This is a genomic window from Paenibacillus sp. NPDC057886, assembly GCF_042796655.1.
Classification (GTDB): domain Bacteria; phylum Bacillota; class Bacilli; order Paenibacillales; family Paenibacillaceae; genus Paenibacillus.
This window is the reverse complement of record NZ_JBHVMZ010000005.1, coordinates 124,587-145,882: the sequence shown is the minus strand read 5'-3', so window position 1 is coordinate 145,882 and position 21,296 is coordinate 124,587. Positions and strand designations below refer to the sequence as shown.

Here is a 21,296-nt window from a genome sequence, read left to right as displayed (position 1 = left end):
CCCTTATGATGCTGCTCATATGTTTGCATTCATCATATCGGGGACGAAGCATATAGAACGATAACGAACCCTGAATGGAAAAAAACAATCCCCGAACGGTATGTTCAGAGACTGTTCATGTCAAAAGGAAGCACGACCATGTTATTAAATGTCCGATGATGATTTTCGATACTCATATGTCCACCATACTTTTCGCACATTCTCGATATATTGGTTAGGCCGATCCCGTGAAACTCCGGATCGGGCTTTTCACTCTTCAAGTGAGTCAATTTTTGCTCCACATGATTCACAATCTGGATGATGATTGTAGACGCTGTAGAGTGAATCGCAACTAAGATATACCTGTCCTCAGCATGTCTGACTTTCTTGGAAGCTTCGATGGCATTATCCAGCATGTTGCCGAGCACAACGCACAGATCATATCGATCAATATGAATATGTTGTGAGTGGAGCCCAATTCGGGTGTCGATTTTGATCCCGTTGGCCTGCCCCATCGCAATGGTATTTGTAACAAGAGCATCAATCACAAGATTGCCGGAGTTCACGCGCTGGTACGCTCCTTCAATCTTATTTAATGTGAGTTTAATATGCTCAACTGCGGCATCAAGCTTGTTTTGCTTGATACACTCTTCAATGTACAGGAACTGCTGATTGGTATCATGGATGATGCTTTTCACGTTTTTGAAACTGTGCACTGTCTTCTCATAGTTGGCATCTTGATAGTCCATCTGACGCTGTAGTTGAACATTTTCATGTGCGAGCTGAACCTTTTCTACCATATTATCGAATAGATAAACAATGAATACATTAAGAAAAAGGGAGCCTAATACGGAAACGACATAATATATGTTTTTTTCACTATAAGTTGAGGCCACATTGATCTGATAGATCGTAATGGTAGGTACGATCAGAAACAAGAAATAATAACGATAATGTACAGCGAAACTTCTCCGTTTGGCAATTAAACGCACAATCTGGATAACAATGAACATGATACTGCAACCAAGCAGCATCACTTTGGAGAACACCCAGTGATAATCCACGTTGAAATGATCCCATATGCTGTAATCCGTGGAATCAATCGCACTCATAATATATACGGCAATGTAATTTACCGTTGTGAGCAGTACTGCATAGAGGATGGTAAATGCAATTTTTTTGATGAATTCCACCACATAGGATTGTGCCAGGCTGAAGATGAATAACAATGCAAAAGCGGACGAAAAGACAGGTGAAAATGAAGATACCAAATAGAAATACCCCAGTACAACAAATACAATGAAATAGATCGCTCTGTATGGCTTTCGTCTGGACTTGCCCAGCACGGAATTGAAATAAAAATTCACCTGGAATGCCATAAGTAAAGGAACGACGATGACGGACAAGATCACGTATGTATCCATATCATTGAATCCTCATAATCATAAATTTGGTGTAGGTATCTTTGACTTCCTTGACTTTGGAACGGCCTATCGGCAATTCAGTTCCATTTAACATGACTACCTGGGTGCCGGCAAACTTCTGCACATGCATCAGGTTGATGATAATTGAACGATGAATCTGAAGGAAACCATGGTCTTTCAAGGCAACTGCATAACTGGATAAAATGCCTTTAGTCTCATACGAATTTTCTTGGGTTACAAAGTTCAGCTTGTTTTTGATCGTTAAACTCTTCATGACTTCAATCCAGAGAATATCATCATATTTCAACAACAATTCTTCATAGTCTGACTTGATTAGCACATACTTTTTGTCCATCGCTTGGAAATACTGGCACAGCTTAATCATCTTCTCCTCGAAGATATGCGGCTCGATCGGTTTGATTAGATATTGAAAGGTGACCACATCAAAGCTCTCCACCATATACTCAGGATAGCTGGTTAGAAACATGATCTGCACATCCATATGCTTCATGTTTCTAATTTCTTTGGCCGTCTGGATGCCGTTCATTCCTCGCATCTCCACATCCATGATGAGAATATGAAACGTATCCCCGACGTTTTTATAATGAGCGATCAGCTGTTCACCAGATACAAATAATGTAATTTGGAAATCAATATTCGTTTTTAGAGATAAGGAGATCAGCATCGTTTTCACTAGTTCTCTTTGTTTCTCCTCGTCATCACAGATTGCAACATTGAACATGTTTGAACCATCCGCCTTTCATTGACATCGACTCTGAGTTTCAATCTCGAATATACTATATTATCATAGGTTTCAGGACAGAATTCGGATGAAAAGCATGATTCAGAACCTAAAATGCACAAAAACCGTTGATCTGATATGATCAACGGTTTAATCGTTGTTATGGAGCCTCCATAATTATGGTTTGGGACGCGACCAAACAACTACGGGGATTAAAAGCAAGGATAGGAAACCACCTATTAATGAGAGTGTTGAAAAGCTTGCTTGTGCCACAACCATGCCAGACATAGCACCTCCAGAAGCCCCTGCCAAAGCGATCAACACATCCACCATCCCTTGAGTCTTCGCACGAACCTGAGGAGGGGTGGCATCGACAATGGCTGCAGTTCCACTGATCAAACCAAAATTCCATCCGAGCCCAAGGAGGGCTAAGGCTAGGATAAGGAGTATCATGGAGTCAGCAGGCGCAAATGCAGCCAGCAAACCTGCAAGCAGCAATGTCACGCCAGAAGCGTAAGACATCAATGTATGTCCAAACTTATCGACGAGGACCCCTGTAATCAAAGAAGGCAGGTACATGGCCGCAATATGGATACCGATGACAATTCCTACATCGCTTATTCCATGTCCATGATGCGTCATATGAACTGGAGTCATGGTCATAATGGCAACCATGACAATCTGAGTAAGAATCATGACCGCTGCGCCAACGATGATGCCACGCTTATGGACTCTTGTTATCCTATTCTTCGGTAGTTCCGTTCCATTATGGCTCTCTTTTTCTGCAATGGCTTGGGCCACCATGAACGGATCGGGGCGCAGAAAAATGAGCAGTACCACGCCGGCAACAATATAAGCTACTGCCGCGAGCATGAACGGTCCCGACAATGCTGGAGCACCTATGGATGTGGAAAATCTCCCCATTACATTAACTAGATTAGGACCAGCAACTGCACCAAACGTTGTGAAAACCATGGCCATGCTTATTGCTTTCGCTCGTTCTGCGGGTAATGCCAAATCGGTACCCACATATCGTGCTTGCATATTTGTCGCGGTACCTCCCCCATAGACTAACAATGAAAGAAAGAGTAGCGGCAAATTGTTGAATATCGAAGCAAGTACGACTCCAACCGCACCAAGCCCCCCTGCCAGAAATCCTGTAGCTAATCCAATTCTACGGCCCTTTCTCTGAGAAAGGCGACCAACCAGCAGCGCCGCTGCGGCAGAACCTAACGTAAATAGTGCTGTTGGGATTCCGGCATAACGATCCGTTCCTAGCATCTCCTGAGCAAGCAATCCTCCCACAGTGATGCCAGCAGCGAGCCCTGCACCGCCAAATATTTGAGATGCGATGACAATTCTCAATGTTCTTTTTTGCAGCTGACGCTGCTTCTGATGTGACCCTACGTATCCTTGGATTTCTGCGAGAAGGCGTTCATTCTTTTCTTGATTTTGGAACGGTTCTAACGACATACATGTACACCTCTTTATTTAATGAATTGAATGAATAGTAACTATTGTTCTTTGTGCTACACTCCTTCTATGTAAAAATCAGATTTTAATCTTGGTTCGACTAATTTCATTATATAAGAGTACACAATGAGCCTACAATCCCAGAACGATGGGATATTGACTTCGAGGAGGAGACCCCCTTCATGTAACCAGCATTAGAACAAGGCATATCATCCACAACGTCTCTCTAAAAGCCAGTAGGTAGCCTTTCAAGCTGTTACACCTTACAATGATTTGGCTCCTTAAGCAAAAAAAAGCCGCTAACTTAGCGACTTTGGCCTGGTGTTATGGATTTAACCCAGCTGAATGATTTGAAGTTGTCGGTGCCATTACAAGCCCATATCATCAGCAAGTGCTTCAACACCTGTGAAAATGGAATCCCCATAGCCCCAGAAGTTATTGAAATCAATAATAAAGATTTTTTTGTTTTTAACTGCGTTAATGTTTTGTACCTGCTTGTTGGCTAGCAGTTTTTCAATCGTTTCTTTCGGATCAATGCCTCCGGCGTATCTGGAAATAATCATGACATCCGGATTCATCTCAATTAGCCTTTCCAAGCTGAGCGTTCCCTCTTCATTGATCAGCATATTATGCATATTGATTAGTGACATTGCATTTTCAATAAACGTATCTCCATTTCCGTTGTAAATTCCAATGGTTCCATCACCGTTATCGGAGAAGGATGCATAGTTGATTGTTTCAGCACTTGCCCGTGCCTTTAATGCTTCCTCGCGAACTTTAAGCTGCCCAACATATGCTGCTGCATTAGCTTGTACGTTAAATATCTCACCTAGCTCTGTAATATCCTGATATAGACTATCTAACGATGCACCCGTAACACTCGTATTTTGCACATACGTTTTGATACTCATATCATTTAGACTGTTTACTGTACCAACACCCCAGTCAGCATCCTCGAACAAACCACCACGTCCCATAACGAGGTCAGGCGAAGCACCTATGGTCACTTCCTTGCCTACATAGCCCTCAGCTAGCACAGGAATTTTGTTAAACTCATCTGCAATATCTTCTGGTACATTACCAAACAGCGCTGCCACCCCAACAATCTTGTCAGTCAAACCAAGACGTACCAGTAACTCAGCTGCCCCTTGGGTATTTGCTACTACTCGTTCAGGTGCCTTGTCAAAGGTTTGTTCCTTTGCTACCCATGCCCCATTTTCAGTTGTATAGTTAGATACGGTTAATGGGTATGTTGTTTGAGCTGTATTCGAAGCATCCGCTTCCGTTTTCTTCCCGTCTGCTGGAGTCTCCGATGTGTTATTGTTTGATTCTTGCTGTGAGCTATTATTCGCATTATCGCTGGCGCAGGCGGCAAGCACAAAAACAAGTGCTGTAATTAAACAAAATAACATTCCTTTTTTAAAACGTGTAGACATTCAAACCGCTCCCTTTTTGATACATAATTTTCTTTTTGTGCATTATGTATGATCGTTTTTTTCAGTATACATCAAATGTCGAATTACGTAAATGAGAACTATAATCATTCTCAAGTGTTGGTAAATCGCCGGACTTCTAGATAAGGTTCAACAGTTTATCATCAAAAAAAGCCGATCCATATTTCTCCATGGATCCGCTTTTCTTGATATCTATTCATGCTCTATTCAAGCTAAATGCGCTTATCTACAGCGCTGTGTCACTCTTACCAACCGCGGTTGGACATGCGCTCCTCTGGAGCCAATTTCGAAATTTCAATGCCTTTCATAGGGGCGCCCAAGTTTTTGGATACTTCGGCAATTAGCTTGTAATCCGTGTAATGTGTTGTAGCTTCAACGATTGCACGAGCGAATTTCTCAGGGCTATCTGATTTGAAAATACCTGATCCTACAAACACACCGTCTGCTCCCAGATGCATCATTAGTGCTGCGTCTGCCGGAGTGGCTACACCGCCTGCTGCAAAGTTAACGACAGGAAGTTTTCCATTTTCATGAACATCGCGCAGTAATTCATAAGCTACGCCCAGATTTTTTGCTTCAGCGTACAACTCATCCTTGGACATGTTTTTCACTTTGCGGATCTGGCTGTTAATCAGACGCATATGACGAACTGCCTCAACAATGTTACCCGTTCCAGGCTCGCCTTTTGTACGAATCATCGATGCACCCTCGCCAATACGGCGAAGAGCTTCTCCCAAATCTTTGGCTCCACATACAAATGGTACAGTGAACTCATGTTTATCGATATGGAACACTTCGTCTGCAGGCGTAAGAACTTCGCTTTCATCGAGATAGTCCACACCTAGGGATTCAAGCACTTTGGCTTCTATGTAATGACCGATACGAGCCTTGGCCATAACCGGAATAGATACAACTTTCATAACCTCTTCCACGATGGTTGGATCTGCCATACGAGCTACACCGCCAGCTGCGCGAATATCGGAGGGTACCCGTTCAAGAGCCATAACAGCTGTTGCCCCTGCTGCTTCAGCGATTTTAGCTTGCTCTGCATTCATGACGTCCATGATGACGCCGCCTTTTTGCATCTCAGCCATTCCTCTTTTTACACGATCTGTACCTGTTTGCATGATTATATTCCTCCTAATTAAATTTATTGTTTCACTTCAACCTATGGTTTAGTATAAAATGAGAATGGACAACTAAAAAGATCCAATAATTTCGGTTTTTATTGTACCACTTCTAAAATAATCTCTGGAGGGCATATGCAATTTCATGTAGCTTACAGTTCATATATGAACCGAAAATATACCAAGATGAAGTCTCTCTATCATGCGATTCGTGACGCTATTCATGAAGGTAATCTGGTGCATGGCGAGAAGTTACCCTCTACAAGAGAGTTAGCTGCGACCTATCACATTTCCCGCGGAACAGTGAATCAGGTATACGATACGTTGACTGCTCAAGGTTACATTCATTCAGAGCATGGAAAAGGAACCTTTGTTGCTTATCAGTTGGATTTAAGCAATGATGCATCCAACGTGAAGGCTTGCACTCATCACTTATCTGCCTGGGGCAATCGTATTCAGCAGTTTGAACAGCAGACAACTCATAGGAATTCACAAACCAATGCACAAACAAGTATTTCCAGAATAGAAAGCGACGAAGTTATTGATTTTAGCAAATACCAGCCTGATTTCTCCAAATTCCCTTACGATGAATGGAATAATCGATTGTATGCTGAGATACGAAATCGAGAGCATCACATCGAAACAACCTCTGCTCTTGTTAGTTCAACAGGAGAGCCGAAATTGCGAGAAGCCATTGCTGCCTACCTTCGGCGGATGCGGGGGATTCAAGTCGATGCAGATCATATTGCAGTGACTGCAGGCTCTATGCAAGCTATAGCTCTGCTCACTCAATTACTTGCAGATCCTGGGGATCATGTAGTGACGGAAAGCCCTTGTTATGTCGGGATATCACAAGCTATTGTGGCTGCCGGTGCAAAATTGATTGAAGCCAATCTTGATGGTCAGGGAGTTGTACCCCAAAACTGGGACGCACGTATGCTGTTTGTCACGCCGTCACGACAATTTCCTACGGGGGAAATGCTTAGCCTTGAACGCAGACAAACATTGCTGGACTGGGCACATCGTCATGATGCTATGATTGTCGAGGATGATTATGACAGTGAATTTCGATATCGTGGAATGCATGTTGAACCGCTGAAAACATTGGATAAAGCGGGACGCGTAATCTACCTCGGCAGCTTCACGAAAACCTTGCCTTTAGAAGTACGGCTTGGTTATGTGGTTCTCCCCCCCACTTTGGCAGACACCTTTAGGAAAGCACAGGCATTATACGAGCCCAGACCTGTTAATCTGATCGAGCAGCGGGCATTAGCAGCATTTATGACAAGCGGCCAATATGAGCGTCATCTGCGTAGGATGAATCGTTTATACAGTCGCAAATTTCATCTGTTACTCAAACTTTTGAACGAGCAACTCTCTACATGGTTTGATTGGGTAGAAAACGAAGCGGGTCTGCACGTGTTTGGCTGGTGGCGAGGTGATGCGTCCACGTATGAAGTCTTTCGGGCATCGGCCAGATCTGAAGGGGTTGTATACTCAGAAGTCAGCAGTTCAACGTCTGACGGTACGAAGTATGGTATCTATTTATCATTTGCACATTTGTCAGATGTTCAACTACAGGAAGGCGTATCCAAATTAAAAAATGCCGTCACAGTTCCATTGTGAGGACTTTCTCTGTCTCGTCTCTCTAGTCTTTCAAAACTGAACACCAAAAATCCCCTCTTTTGTACAGGAAGAGTTCACAATCATGGAATCTCTATAGACCTGTCCACCCTGAGGGGATGTATTGGCTAATGCGAAAGCTCTGGTTAATGCATCGCACTTTTCATTTGATTATTTATTGAAAGTAACCCTCTCCGAACCACCTTCAAGAATGATCGACGTGTCCCGCGGTTTTGTTTCCGCGATTTTGTGGCCACCTCTATACGAGTAAAGTACATTGGCCTGTTTGCGAACAGCCTCGTATTCGTTCTCTGCTTCAAGAACGATGAAGTTGGCAGGCTTTCCTTCTTCAATGCCGTACACATCCTCAATCTGCAACGTTTTTGCGCTGTTTTTCGTAATGAGATCGACCGAATTTACGATTTGATCATAACCAAGCAACTGTGAAGCATGGATTCCCATGTGCAGTACTTGAAGCATGTTGCCCGTTCCTAGCGGATACCATGGATCAAAGATATCATCATGACCGAAGCATACGTTAAGACCAGCTTCCTGCAGCTCTTTGACGCGAGTCAGTCCTCTTCTTTTTGGATACGTGTCGAAGCGTCCTTGCAGGTGAATGTTGACCAACGGATTGGAGACGAAATTGAGGTCAGCCATCTTCAGCAATCTGAATAATTTGTACGTATATGCGTCATTATAAGACCCCATCGCCGTCGTGTGACTTGCTGTCGTGCGAGAGCCCAGTCCGCGTTCGTAGGCTTCCTTGGCAACGACTTCCACGAAGCGGGATTGCTCGTCATCGATCTCGTCGCAATGGATGTCGATCAAACGGTCGTATTTTTCGGCAAGGTCAAAAGCAACCTTCATCGAATCGACACCGTATTCTCTCGTGAATTCGAAGTGCGGAATGCCGCCGACCACGTCAACGCCCATTTTCAGTGACTCTTCCAGCAGTTCTGCACCGTTCGGATAGGAATGAATACCTTCCTGTGGGAAAGCCACAAGCTGGATGTCGATGTATGGGGCCATCTCTTCTTTTACTTCAAGCATCGCTTTGACTGCCGTCAAGCTTGGATCTGTAACGTCCACATGTGTCCGAACATGTTGGATGCCCTGCGCCATTTGCCATTTCAGCGCTGTTTTGGAGCGGGTTTTAACATCTTCATGTGTCAAAAATGCTTTGCGTTCCGACCAACGCTGGATGCCTTCAAACAGCGTTCCGCTCAAATTCCATTCCGGCTCGCCAGCCGTTAACGTTGTATCCAGATGAATGTGAGGCTCAATGAATGGCGGCAGTACAAGTGAACCGTTGACGTCAAGTACTTCCTCATTTGCAGTTGCTTGCTGCTCCTGTGTAATTTGTTCGAACTTTCCGTCCTTCACGACGATATTCCATAGACCTTCTTTACCCCGCAATTTTGCGTTCTGTATAATCATTCATTTTCCCCTTTTCTTTGTTGGATTCTTTCGTAGGAACGATCAGCATCAACACGATGTAGGCCACCGCCGTACCGATCAGTGCATTTAATGGTGTTACTCCTGGAGCCAGCTGAGCAAACGCAACGCCGATGGCCCAAGCGACCATCGCTACCCAGTTTACCGTCTTGAAACTCATGTCGGCAAACGGTTTATAGTTTCTGCGCTTCACGAAGAAGTAGTCCGCGATGATAATCGCCCCAATGGACGGTACCGCCGCGCCCAACACATTCAGGAAACTGACGAAATTGTTGTACATCCACATGGCAAATACGGTACCCACAATACCGTTTACGATGACGAAGAATTTTTTGGAAATTTTAGTGATATTGGCAAATCCCAACCCGGAGGCGTATAAGGCATTATCGTTGGTTGTCCAGATATTGAGTCCAAGAACGATGATCGCGGGAATGAGCAAGCCTTGCAGAAACATGACCTCCGAGATATCGGCCAGGTTATACGCCATTGCACCCACTGCCCCGAACAGGAACATGAGCGAGTTTCCGAGGAAGAAGGCAATCACCGTTGCGGTAACCGCTTGGCGGGACGTCCGTGAAAATCGGGCAAAATCGGGCGTCAGCGTTCCGCCACTAATGAATGAACCGATACAAATGGTCAATGCTGCTGCCGCGGTGAGTGTCTCTGTCGGCGTGTAATCGAGCAATCCTTGCAGACCTCCCAGCGAGCCTGCACCTTCGAACATGGAGTAACCTCCGAGAATGGCAATAGCCGGAACCGCGATATAACCCAAGATGACGAGCGACTTCATACCAAAGATGGCTGATGCCGTCATAGCAAGACCAAACAGGATAATCAGCAGGTACACGTTCCAATCCATCGCTTTAGCTACTGGAATCGCGAACATGGCCACACCTACCCCGAACCATCCAACCTGTGTGAAGCCGAGCAGGAACGATGGCAGATACGATCCTTTCTCACCGAACGCATATTTTGCCAGCAAATGTGTGGACAGGCCCGTCTTGGCGGCGATATGTGCCAGTGCTCCTGTATAGATGCCGAGCACCAGATTGCCCGCAAGCACGATGCCAATGAACTCCATGAACGTCAAGCTGACTCCAAGCGTACCCCCTGCCAACATACTTGCCGAGAAGAAGGTGAAACCCAGCATGACGGACAACGTCTTCCAAAAATGGTTTCTCTGCGTTTTTGGCACCTCTTGCCATGAAAACTCTTGATCTTGTTTACTCATCAGAATACCTCCAACTTAAAGTGTATCTGATACCAAAAAAAGCAGAAAAAAGAGGCTACTCGTCAAGTTACACACTGACAAGTAGCCTCTTTTTGCATCATAATCCGCGCGAAGACGCAGAGCATCCCTGACGGAATATGCCCCGAAACACGCGTGATTATAAAATCCGCTGCCCTTGCCAGCCTCTCTGGACTGAATTAAAGGTACCAGTATTCAATTACATTTATTATTTTAGAAAAAGCCGCAGATGTCAATGTCATTATTATCCAAAGGTAATAAATCCCTTCTACAATAAGCTAATTTTTATACCTATTTATCCTTTCAAATGAACCAGGAACTCATATAAAACCAAAGACCACGTTACCCTTTTGCAAGGAAACTACGTGGTCTTTTATCGTTATCTATTCCTTAGCTATACTGCAATTTGTCCTTGTACCAAACGTCCGGAATCATCTCACGCTCCAGTTCCAACAATTCATGAATGATCTTGTCCGCGTCACTGATCGAATTCACGAGCGGATCGGTGAGCATCGCCCTTCTCAGTTTCTCGTAGCTCTGTTCCAGAACAGCTTCGACCGTAAGCTCATGCGTATCCAATACAAGTTCTTGCATACCTCTTATTCCACGCGGCATCTCGCCTACATGAAGTGGCTTCACCCCATCCATCCCAACGTCGCACAGTAACTCCAGGAACGAATCGGCATTCATATTGGTTACCGCGCCTTGATTAAGCGTATTGATGAAAAACTTCTTCCCCAAATTCCCTACCATGTTCTCAATGATATCAGTCGCATGATCCGGGCCAAAGGTGCTCATGTAATCGGCAATCGGGATATTCCCCGCAAGAAAATCATCCACCTGACGCCACATTTCGTCGTGACGCTGATACCTGTCCTCTGTCTCCCAGATGGATAATGGCGGAATCGGGTCTGTAGTCTTGCCGAGACCTTGCCAATACCGAACGTATTCCTTCGTATGCGCCGTGCAAGTGGGAATAATTCCGAAAATATCATACAGTTCATAGGTAATAGCATCGTTAAAAATAGCTTTTGCGCCGCGATCACCGCCGTTGTTCTCATCACCTGCCATTTTGCGCATGGCTTCCGCGATTAGGGGCATCACATTTTTCCCTTCGAATTCCGCTTTAAGCAGCCAAGTGAAATGATTGACCCCAGCGATGCGGAAATCGAATTTCTGGTCGATCTCATTGGTGAACTCGTCTGACTTGTCGATGATTCCGGCTCGTACAGCGTAATAGGCTTTCTTATGCGGCATATGATGACTATCGCACAGCGCAAACGATTTGAGCTTCGGTGCATAACGATGTAAAGCGATGCCGTGAACGGTAGACGGGTTAATATAATTGATCACCCACGCATCTGGACACAGCTCCTCTATGTCTTTGGCGCATTCCATAATAACCGGCAGTTCCCGCATCGCGCGAAAGATCCCGCCGGGGCCAATCGTATCGCCGGAACACATGCGAATCCCGTACTTTAGAGAAACCTGGCAGTCGATGCCCCGATATTTCACCGATTGCTCCGCAAAGCTGAGTACAACGAAGTCTGCTCCCGGAAGCACCTGTCGTCGGTCCACCGAACCCTCTATCTTTAAGGATACGTTGTTCTCGCGAGCGACCCTCTCCGCCAGTGTTACCATTTTCGAGAGCCGTTCCTCGTCCGTATCCACCAAAGCCAGCGTTCCCTGATTCAAATATGGGGAGTGAACCATCTGCCAGATGGACTGACGACCGAAAAACAGGCTGCCTGCCCCAATAACGACTACCTTTGGATGCTGTGTGTTTGTAGCATTCATCAATAACCCCTCCTCTTAACGATATAAGTTCATTATAGGTGAGTGAGCTGGAATCGGAATGTGTGATAGTTTTCAAAACATGTCATATGGTACGATAGTTAATAAGAGATAAATCCTTTGCTATGATAGTTAAAAATGAAGGATGTCATAAAGTGGAGAGGAAAGGGTTGGATTAGATGCATGCCGAGACTGTAAATATGAGTATAATTGACGAGCTTTCGGAGTATATCACACTTCGCATGAGCTCTTATTTGGAACAAACGCACGACAGCATTTGGACGGAGCACAAGTCTCATTCCGATTATGATCTGTGGTTCATTACAGCAGGCTCCGTCAAGATTACCATCGATGGAATCGGGCATATGGCGGGCCCGGGTGACGTGGTGTTTTTTTATCCGGATATGCCTTACACTGCTTCCACGACCGGAGAGCTGTGCCGATTCGTATACATGCACTTTGATTTCAGCATCGCTGAACAAAAGCGAATTCTGGGCGAGTTTCAACTGCCCGGCATCGTAACAGGCAACCTGGTTCGGGAGGAATCAACGCTGTTCACCTCGTCCTATCGAAAGTTCAAGCAGGACAGCGGCGCTTCCGGAAGTCCACTCTACTTGAAGGCTTCTCTGCTTCTGGTTATTGCGAAAATTTTGGAGCTTCACGGGCAAGGTCTATATACCGGCGAATTTCTAAAAGACCGAAAACCGAGGAAAACGGAAGGAAGTCTGGAAGTTCTGCAGAACGTATTCCCATACGTAGATGCGAATCTTCATCGTGTCATCCGAGTTAACGAGCTTGCGGCTATTGCCGGTGTCTCTGAGAAATATTTTATCTCTTTGTTCAAGAAAATTCTGGGTATTACGCCGGGACAGTATATCAATCAAATTAAGATGAATCGAGCCAGAGACTATCTGTACGAGAAAAAATATACGATTCAGCAAATTGCCGGATTTCTGGGCTATCCCGATCCCTTTACCTTCTCCAAAGCGTTCAAAAAATTTTACAACGTGCCTCCTTCCAAATTTGAATAAAAGTGCAGTAGCTAAACAAAGAGGCAACCGGTCTATGCCGGCTGCCTCCACACTTGATTAGTCATTGGTTATTCATGTTACAGGTGTATGTCACTTCAGCGTTCCTCATAACGTAAAGGGTGCTTCACTCGAATACATGTCATGGAAAAATCCCTTGTACGGTACATCCTCTTCCAAACATTTAATGAGATACAACAGTTCTTCGTCATCTTCCGTTTCTTCGCCAGTATGCTGCTTTTCCTCAAATTGACCTAGGATATTCTCCAAGAGGGTGACTTGAATAAATAAAGGCAGCTTCTCCAACATCGAATCTTCGATCTTGGTTTCGGAAGTATAACCAGCGAGGGCGGTTTCAAAATAATTGTCCATGAATGCTTTGCGTTTCCCGGCGTCAGGTTCGAATTGTATCCAGCCCACACCGTGTGTCCATAAATCTGCCAGATCATACATATACCAGCCAAAGCATGAATTATCGAAATCATACACGGTGATTTGGCCGGTATCAAAATCGATTGAGTAATTCCCATCGTTATAATCGAAATGGATCATCCCGAATGTTTCCTTGTTTGTATCCAAACCTTTTAAGGTATTCAGGAGCTCGACCATCTTCTCCTTAAGCAGAGAAAATGATTCAGGTATCAAATTATCGAGATATTCACCTTTGTAATTGTCAATCAAATGATGCCGGCGATGGACGGGAGTGTACCCTTTCGATAGCTGATGCATTTTGCCCAGAATTTTGCCGCTATTATAATAGTATTCGGTAAGTGGAACGCCTTCCCGGTACTGATAATGGTTCTCTACCAGCAACTTTCCCTGGGCCTTCACAAACAAACAGATAAAGAACGTATGCTCATCATAAGTAATCTCTTCCAGCAGATGGCCCTTTTTCGAGCTGACTACATTCGAGACACTTGCACCGTGCTCAAATAAATACCGGACATACTCCAGTTCGGCAATGTAATCTTCCCGCTTTCTGTCAGGCAAAAAAGACACTCGTAGAATTAGCGATTCACGCCCCTCTTGCTCACAGGTATAAACGACATTCCGCCCACCCTCATGAGGGGGAATAAGCTGAATGTTATAACCCTCCAGATGAAACAACTCGGATACCAATGCCAGTACATGCGTATTGCTAATGTTAACAGCCTCGTTAAAGTTAATAATGATCTCCTCCAGTAAACATTGTCGGGACGGTTTCCCGCACTGCAATGTCCACAAAAGGAATCCCTGTTACGCAAATATCCTTTTGTGAACCTAAAGCACAATCACCTTGTTAGACATTTGAAAACGCTCCTTTTTATTCAGATGGTTATATCTTATCCTACAATTCCAGATTATTCTATTCCTTTTTCAATGCTGCAGCCTCGTAATAGTACCGAATCAAAATGTCCTGATCGTAGTTGCCGAACCCTTTCCCAAACAGCGTAAGTCCGCCCCGACCAGGCACCCCTTCTTCCGGTCTTAATCCAAACGTCCAGTAGGTGGAAGAATCCAATTGCAGATCATGGATACGTACATCCGAGATGGGCTGGCCATCAATAAACGTTCCTTCTCCGTTAATGCGCATCACCTTCAGTACACCATACTGGTTGACGTCCAATTTCCACCATAGCGGTGTATGTTTGCCCTTCCGATCCCCAAAGTCCCCTGGGCTTGTCCATGTTCCCAGGTGTTTGCCATTAAGGGAAAAGCGGATGTCGGAAGGCCAGTTTTCATTGACTTGGGGTGCTTCCGAACTGAGTTCGAGTGAAATTTCAATTTCCTGGAGATGCTGTTCTGTATTCAGATAATTCGGAATCTTATATTCCAGAAAACCTCGTGCCAACCAAAGAATACCCGCATTGACCCGATCCGGATCCATGAAGCAGGCTGGTGTGTCATATTGTCCAATCATTTGCGTCGTTGTTGCAATGCCACAGGTAGGCCAAGCTTCGTAATCCGTATACTGACCAACCGGAATAGAGACTTCATGGTAAGGAGCATCAACTGGTTCAGGAGAGAGATTAATAGTCATAAATTCTTGCAGAATAAAGCAGTATTTATACGTTCCACCGTTCTCACGCTTCATGCGGCTGCCTACGATGCCCGCTTTTTGCAATTTGCTCACATGTGTACTAACGATAGCTTTGCTCAGATACAGCTCTTTGGCAAGCGCATTAATATGCATCTCCCTGTTTTGCAATAATAAGCGAACGATATTTAAACGGGCCTCGCTGGCGAGCGCCTCATATATGATCAAGGATGAGGAATCCGTGCCAAGCATCATGAACTTCACTTCCCTATCTCTTTAGAAATCAATTTATTATTGATTTAGAATTCGCTATTTAGCGAATCCTGTAAAATAAACTTGCTCGATATAATAGCATTATGATACACATTAGATAACAAATCAATGAGTTGATTTTGCTTTTATGCGAACTCATCGTGAAATGAAGTTTCTTACACACCTAAAATTAATTCTATGGAGGTTTTCCCATTGCTTACATCCAAAATGCTTATCGATAAAGACTTTCAGATTGCTGAAGTAGATCCGCGTGTCTATGGTTCATTTATAGAACATCTGGGACGGGCCGTATACGGCGGTATTTATGATCCGGGTCATCCTACAGCAGATGCGCAAGGGTTTCGTCAAGATGCCATTGAAGCGATCAAGGCTTTGAACGTGCCCATCGTTCGTTATCCGGGCGGCAATTTCGTATCCGGTTACAATTGGGAGGACGGCGTTGGTCCGGTAGCGGAGCGTAAACGCAGACTTGAACTGGCATGGTGGACGATTGAAACGAATGCAGTAGGAACGAACGAATTTGCAGACTGGGCCAAGCTGGTTGGAACCGAAGTTATGATGGCTGTAAATCTGGGTACTCGCGGCATTGATGCGGCCAGAAACCTGGTCGAATACTGCAACCACCCATCTGGCACATACTGGAGTGATCTGCGGATCTCTCACGGCTACAAGGACCCACATAAATTCAAAACGTGGTGTCTGGGCAACGAAATGGACGGACCATGGCAGATTGGTGCGATGACCGCATATGAGTATGGACGTATTGCCAATGAGACAGCTAAAGCGATGAAATGGGTTGATCCGGATATTGAACTGGTGGCGTGCGGCAGTTCCAGCCGCGACATGAGTACATTTGCAGATTGGGAAGCAACCGTGCTGGATCTTACCTATGAAAATGTAGACTACTTGTCCCTGCATCAGTATTACAATAACAACAGAGACAACACGTATGACTTCCTGGCGACATCGCTGGATCTGGATCAATTTATTGATAGTGTTGCTTCGATCTGTGATTTTGTACAAGCCAAAAAACGCAGCAAGAAAAAATTGATGCTGTCCCTGGATGAATGGAATGTCTGGAAATCCATTGGCACAAGCCGTATGGAAGAACGCTGGCAGATTGCTCCTCCTGAATTTGAAGATGTGTACACGCATGAAGATGCACTAGCCGTGGGCTGTTACCTGATTACCATACTCAAGCACGCCGACCGTGTAAAAATGGCTTGCCTTGCTCAGTTGATTAACACCATTGCACCAATCATGACGGAAAATAACGGAGCAATCTGGTTCCAGACGACGTATTTCCCGTTCCTGCACGCCTCCAATTTCGGACGCGGTACAGTGCTGCGGTCCATCACAACTTCACCTAAATATGATTCCAAAGACTTCACGGACGTGCCTTACCTTGAAGCGATCAGTGTGCATGATGAAGAAAACGGTACGATCACAATCTTTGCGGTTAACAGACATCTGGATGAGCAGTTGGAACTCAACGTAGACCTGCGCTCCTTCGGAGAAACGACATTCATGGAGCATATCGTGCTTGAGAACCCGGATCTAAAAGCCGTTAATACCAAGTCGAACCCTAACAATGTTGTTCCTCATTCCGGCGGATATACCAAGGTGGATCAAGGAAAAGTCCAATCGATCCTGAACAAAGCGTCATGGAATGTCATTCGTCTTAAAACTAACCAGGCTTGAGCTAGCCGATGCTGCCTAAATAAAGTTTGGTAAGCATGATGGCTACCCATTCACATTAAACAAAGCCCTCCAATCTTCTCACGAAGCTGGAGGGCTTTTGGTGTTCCATTCATACCTAATTTAAACCTATAGATTCCATGTGGGGACACTGCTTTGGAATTGGAGCAAACGAAGCAGATTCACTCGTTATAGATCGTCACCTAAGACGATTTTTGGAGCCATGAGTAAAAAAAGATTTGGTGATAAGTAAAAAAAGTGCACAAACCTCTTTTATCAATTCTTCGCTACAACTCGAAAGTAAAAAAACATACTAGTTCTCGTCAATAACCTTTATATCACGTTCTCCCTTTCTCGTTTAGAATATTTTCAAGAAAACGTATTGAAATATGACGCTTAAGGGGGAAAGGAAATGAACAAGAAAACCAAAACTTTAGTGTTGTCTTTATGCATGTCGACCTTATTGCTCGCCGCCTGTACGAATGGTAGCAGTACCGAGAAAAGTACATCCAATACCTATTCGGATGCCAACGAGGGCGGAATAACAACCATCCACACCGTAACGTCAGAATATACTTCTGCCAAATATCCAAAGGGCGACGATATCACAAACAATGTGTGGATTAAGCGATACAAGGAGCAGTTTAATATCGATGTCAAAACAGACTGGGTCAGCGATGAGTATGATACCAAATTGAATTTGGCTATAGCATCGAATGATCTCCCCGACGTGTTTAGGGTAAATCCATCACAATTAAGGCAGTTGGTCGAAGCAGATATGGTAATGGACCTTACCAATGTCTTTGAACAACACGCTTCAGAACGTCTCAAAGGCTACATGGAAACGGATGCGGACAGTTATGAGTCTGGTAAGAAGGACGGCAAGCTGTATGGGATACCGCAGATGCACTGGGGATTAATTGAACAACCAGACTTCATCTGGATCCGGAACGATTGGAAAGAAGAGCTGGGTCTCCAGGATCCGAAATCTGTGGAAGACATCAAGAACATTGCACTGAAATTTATGGAAAAACACGGAGGGTATGGTATAGCAGTAGATCAATCGCTGGATTACCTCAACCTGCTCGCCATTGCATGGAATGCGCATCCGGATATGTGGATGAAGGATAACAGTGGAAAATTAGTGTATGGCTCAGTCCAGCCTGAAATGAAGAATGCACTGGCTGAGTGGTCGGAATGGTACAAGCAAGGCATCATTGATCCGGAATTTGCAATCAAAGACTTTAATGCGATGAACGCGGATATCGTAGCCGGCAAAGTGGGCGTACAGCCTTATTACCAGTGGTGGGGTTATAATCCTGGTGTCGATACGGTAGCCAATCTGGGTAAGGATGCGATCTTTTATCCGTATATCATCCCTACCATCGATGGTAAGGAAGCGAAACAATCCATCTTCTTCGCCAACAACAATTATATAGTCATGAAAAAGGGATTCAAGAGCCCTCAAGAAGTAATTAAGATTTTGAACGACTATGCTTATATCGTTGATGAAGGCACTGGCAAGGAGTCCACAGAAACGCTATCCGCTTTGCTGGACAATGATATTGCCCATGTGGTCGGGGCATTTCGTGTACTTAATCCAAATTCCGACTACGAGCAGTTCGAGGCTGTATCAGCAGCCCTTCAATCCAAAGATACCAGTGGACTCACAACTTCGGGTATGTGGCAGAAATATAACAACAGTGTTGAGTTTATGAATAATGCAACACCGGGAGCAGTCGGTGATTATTTGCAACAAGGTGCTCCAAAGAATGCGTATGGTCTGGCTAAGAAAGTGCTTGATAGCGAGAACTACACAAAGACGGCTCTATGGGGTGTTTCACCGGAGGTGCTGTCGAGTTATGGCACAACGCTGGACGATATCCTGACCGAAGGCTTCACCAAGATCATCATGGGCAGCGAAAGTATTGATTATTTTGATATTATCGTCCAGAATTGGCGAGCAGCCGGAGGCGATGAAGCAACCCAGGCAGTCAATGACGCCTACGGAAAATAGAAGTGCTTTTGCCAAGAACGGAGGAATAATGAATGCTGAGAAAATGGAAACAGCAGAGTCCCTACCATCTCATGTTGATCCCGAGCCTAGTCTTGGTCTTCATCTTTAGTTATATCCCTTTTTATGGGCTTATTATTGCATTTCAAAAATACAATCCGGGTCTCGGCTTTAACTCTCCATGGGTCGGATGGGACAATTTTTCGCATGTATTTAGTCAGCCGAACTTCGTAAGAACCATTTGGAATACGCTTTATATGTCCGTCTTCAAGATTATCGGCGGTATTATCGTGCCCGTTATTTTCGCATTACTGCTTAACGAAGTCCTGAACAGTGGTATCAAACGCACTTTTCAAACCCTGGTTTATATTCCGAACTTTCTGTCTTGGGTCATTATGGCCGGCATCATGCTGGATATACTTAGCTCCGACGGCATCATCAACACATTTCTAGGCGTATTCGGGATTGCACCTATCTCTTTTCTGGGCACACCGTCCATATTTCCTTGGACTATGATCGTGAGTGATATCTGGAAAGGCTTTGGATTCGGAACGGTTGTATATCTAGCAGCCCTAACTAGTATTGACCCTGGGCTATATGAGGCCGCGGTAATTGATGGAGCCAAACGGTGGAAGCAGACCGTCTACATTACTTTGCCCCTCCTCATGCCAACGATTGTCTTAATGACTGTGTTGTCACTTGGTAACGTCCTCAATGCCGGATTCGACCAAATCTATAACCTGTATTCGCCTGTCGTGTATCAGACTGGAGATATTATTGATACCTATGTATACCGTCTGGGAATTCAGCAGGCACAGTATTCGATTGGTACCGCTGTCGGATTATTTAAATCCATCATTTCCAGTGTTCTCGTTGCCGTATCGTACTTCCTGGCTTACAGGGTAGCAGGGTATCGTATCTTCTAAGGAGGAACTATCATTATGATCTATGATAAAAGTATGAGCAGGCGTTTATTCCATATCCTAAACTACACCATATTGCTTCTAATCTCCCTGCTCTGTATCCTTCCATTTATCAACCTGTTGGCTGTTTCATTCAGTAGCAGTTCCGCTGTGTCCGCGGGAAGTGTTACGTTCTGGCCAGTTGAATTCACGACTAAGGCTTATGAATTTGCATTAACTGGAGGGTCATTTTTCTCCTCTCTCTGGGTTGCAATCCAACGAACCGTTCTCGGAACGTTTGTGAATCTGGTTTTGATCGTACTCACCGCCTATCCATTATCCAAATCAAAACAAAAATTGATGGGCCGTAATATCTATATGGGATTTTTTATTGTGACCATGTTATTTAGTGGAGGATTAATTCCTACCTATCTGGTAGTCGTCAAAATGGGCTTAATTGATTCGATTTGGTCTCTGATTCTGCCCGGAGCTCTGCCTGTGTTTAGTATGATTATTCTTATGAATTTCATTAGAGGTTTGCCAGAGGAGATTGAAGAATCAGCGATTATCGACGGTGCCGGGCCTGTACAGGTATTGCTTCGTATTCTACTGCCGCTCCTCAAGCCCGCTCTCGCAACTGTCGGTTTGTTCAGTATCGTCGGCCATTGGAATTCATGGTTCGATGGAATTATCTATATGAACAATCCAGCCAATTATCCATTACAAAGCTACCTGCAGACCCTGCTGCAGAGCTTTGAACAAATCATGCTGAAATCTGGCTCGGATTATACTCAACTGCTATCTATGATGAACGCCAGAACTGGACGCGCTGCTCAAATGTTCTTGGGTGCCATTCCGATTTTGCTCGTTTATCCGTTCCTGCAAAAATATTTTACCAAGGGCTTGGTACTCGGTAGCGTCAAAGGATAATTAAAAGGGAGAGCTTGCAGTTAATCCTGCAAGCTCTTTTGGTGTGTTCACCCTCTGAAACATAGTTGGAATCGTTCTACTATGGCAAACGTATGCATCAATCCATGTATG

At 44.7% G+C, this 21,296-nt stretch carries 16 protein-coding genes; 6 read left to right on the top strand and 10 right to left on the bottom strand.

Going from position 1 to position 21,296, the window contains the following annotated elements:
• Positions 1 to 104: 104 nt before the first annotated feature.
• The 5 genes from ACFVQB_RS17940 to pdxS form a co-directional block, all read right to left on the bottom strand.
• Positions 105 to 1,403, bottom strand: a complete 1,299-nt coding sequence (locus ACFVQB_RS17940; protein ID WP_379441812.1) for an ATP-binding protein — start codon at positions 1,401 to 1,403, stop codon at positions 105 to 107.
• A 1-nt stretch (position 1,404) separates the two neighbouring features.
• On the bottom strand, positions 1,405 to 2,145 hold the full coding sequence (locus ACFVQB_RS17935; protein WP_379441809.1) for a LytR/AlgR family response regulator transcription factor: 741 nt from the start codon (positions 2,143 to 2,145) through the stop codon (positions 1,405 to 1,407).
• Between the two features lie 177 nt (positions 2,146 to 2,322).
• Complete coding sequence (locus ACFVQB_RS17930) at positions 2,323 to 3,618, bottom strand: MFS transporter (protein ID WP_379441806.1); 1,296 nt, start codon at positions 3,616 to 3,618, stop codon at positions 2,323 to 2,325.
• Positions 3,619 to 3,986: 368 nt separating this feature from the next.
• A complete protein-coding gene (locus tag ACFVQB_RS17925) occupies positions 3,987 to 5,054 on the bottom strand; it encodes an ABC transporter substrate-binding protein (protein WP_379441803.1) in 1,068 nt (355 codons plus the stop codon).
• A gap of 263 nt (positions 5,055 to 5,317) precedes the next feature.
• Positions 5,318 to 6,202 (bottom strand): pyridoxal 5'-phosphate synthase lyase subunit PdxS, encoded by an 885-nt coding sequence (gene pdxS / locus ACFVQB_RS17920; RefSeq protein ID WP_218642256.1) that lies wholly within the window; start codon positions 6,200 to 6,202, stop codon positions 5,318 to 5,320.
• 132 nt (positions 6,203 to 6,334) lie between these two features.
• Between pdxS and pdxR the strand changes: the two genes are divergently transcribed.
• Positions 6,335 to 7,825, top strand: coding sequence for a MocR-like pyridoxine biosynthesis transcription factor PdxR (gene pdxR / locus ACFVQB_RS17915; RefSeq protein ID WP_379441800.1), 1,491 nt, complete (start codon positions 6,335 to 6,337; stop codon positions 7,823 to 7,825).
• A 168-nt stretch (positions 7,826 to 7,993) separates the two neighbouring features.
• On the opposite strand, the gene ACFVQB_RS17910 is transcribed toward pdxR, so the two are convergent.
• From ACFVQB_RS17910 to ACFVQB_RS17900, 3 genes are all read right to left on the bottom strand, one after another.
• Positions 7,994 to 9,262 carry a cytosine deaminase gene (locus tag ACFVQB_RS17910; protein ID WP_379441795.1) on the bottom strand — a complete coding sequence of 423 codons (1,269 nt, stop codon included), beginning with the start codon at positions 9,260 to 9,262 and terminating at the stop codon, positions 7,994 to 7,996.
• Entirely contained in the window at positions 9,231 to 10,511 is a 1,281-nt protein-coding gene (gene codB / locus ACFVQB_RS17905) for a cytosine permease (RefSeq protein WP_379441791.1), read from the bottom strand. The genes ACFVQB_RS17910 and codB overlap by 32 nt, the downstream gene beginning before the upstream one ends.
• Before the next feature lie 408 nt (positions 10,512 to 10,919).
• Positions 10,920 to 12,326 carry a family 4 glycosyl hydrolase gene (locus ACFVQB_RS17900; protein ID WP_379441787.1) on the bottom strand — a complete coding sequence of 469 codons (1,407 nt, stop codon included), beginning with the start codon at positions 12,324 to 12,326 and terminating at the stop codon, positions 10,920 to 10,922.
• A gap of 176 nt (positions 12,327 to 12,502) precedes the next feature.
• Between ACFVQB_RS17900 and ACFVQB_RS17895 the strand changes: the two genes are divergently transcribed.
• Positions 12,503 to 13,354, top strand: a complete 852-nt coding sequence (locus ACFVQB_RS17895; RefSeq protein WP_379441784.1) for an AraC family transcriptional regulator — start codon at positions 12,503 to 12,505, stop codon at positions 13,352 to 13,354.
• Between the two features lie 105 nt (positions 13,355 to 13,459).
• Here the strand turns inward: ACFVQB_RS17895 and ACFVQB_RS17890 are convergent, their stop codons facing one another.
• A complete protein-coding gene (locus ACFVQB_RS17890) occupies positions 13,460 to 14,575 on the bottom strand; it encodes a phosphotransferase enzyme family protein (protein ID WP_379441781.1) in 1,116 nt (371 codons plus the stop codon).
• Between the two features lie 121 nt (positions 14,576 to 14,696).
• Entirely contained in the window at positions 14,697 to 15,623 is a 927-nt protein-coding gene (locus ACFVQB_RS17885) for an ArsR/SmtB family transcription factor (protein WP_379441777.1), read from the bottom strand.
• Between the two features lie 225 nt (positions 15,624 to 15,848).
• Here ACFVQB_RS17885 and arfA point away from each other — a divergent pair, with 225 nt between their 5' ends.
• The 4 genes from arfA to ACFVQB_RS17865 all read left to right on the top strand — a co-directional run bounded on the left by arfA (position 15,849) and on the right by ACFVQB_RS17865 (position 21,185).
• A complete protein-coding gene (arfA, locus tag ACFVQB_RS17880) occupies positions 15,849 to 17,342 on the top strand; it encodes an arabinosylfuranosidase ArfA (protein ID WP_379442828.1) in 1,494 nt (497 codons plus the stop codon).
• Between the two features lie 409 nt (positions 17,343 to 17,751).
• Positions 17,752 to 19,356, top strand: a complete 1,605-nt coding sequence (locus ACFVQB_RS17875) for a type 2 periplasmic-binding domain-containing protein (protein WP_379441774.1) — start codon at positions 17,752 to 17,754, stop codon at positions 19,354 to 19,356.
• A gap of 32 nt (positions 19,357 to 19,388) precedes the next feature.
• On the top strand, positions 19,389 to 20,279 hold the full coding sequence (locus ACFVQB_RS17870) for an ABC transporter permease (protein ID WP_379441770.1): 891 nt from the start codon (positions 19,389 to 19,391) through the stop codon (positions 20,277 to 20,279).
• 15 nt (positions 20,280 to 20,294) lie between these two features.
• Positions 20,295 to 21,185: a carbohydrate ABC transporter permease gene (locus ACFVQB_RS17865; protein WP_379441767.1), complete on the top strand. Its 891-nt coding sequence runs from the start codon at positions 20,295 to 20,297 to the stop codon at positions 21,183 to 21,185.
• The last annotated feature ends 111 nt before the right edge of the window (positions 21,186 to 21,296 follow it).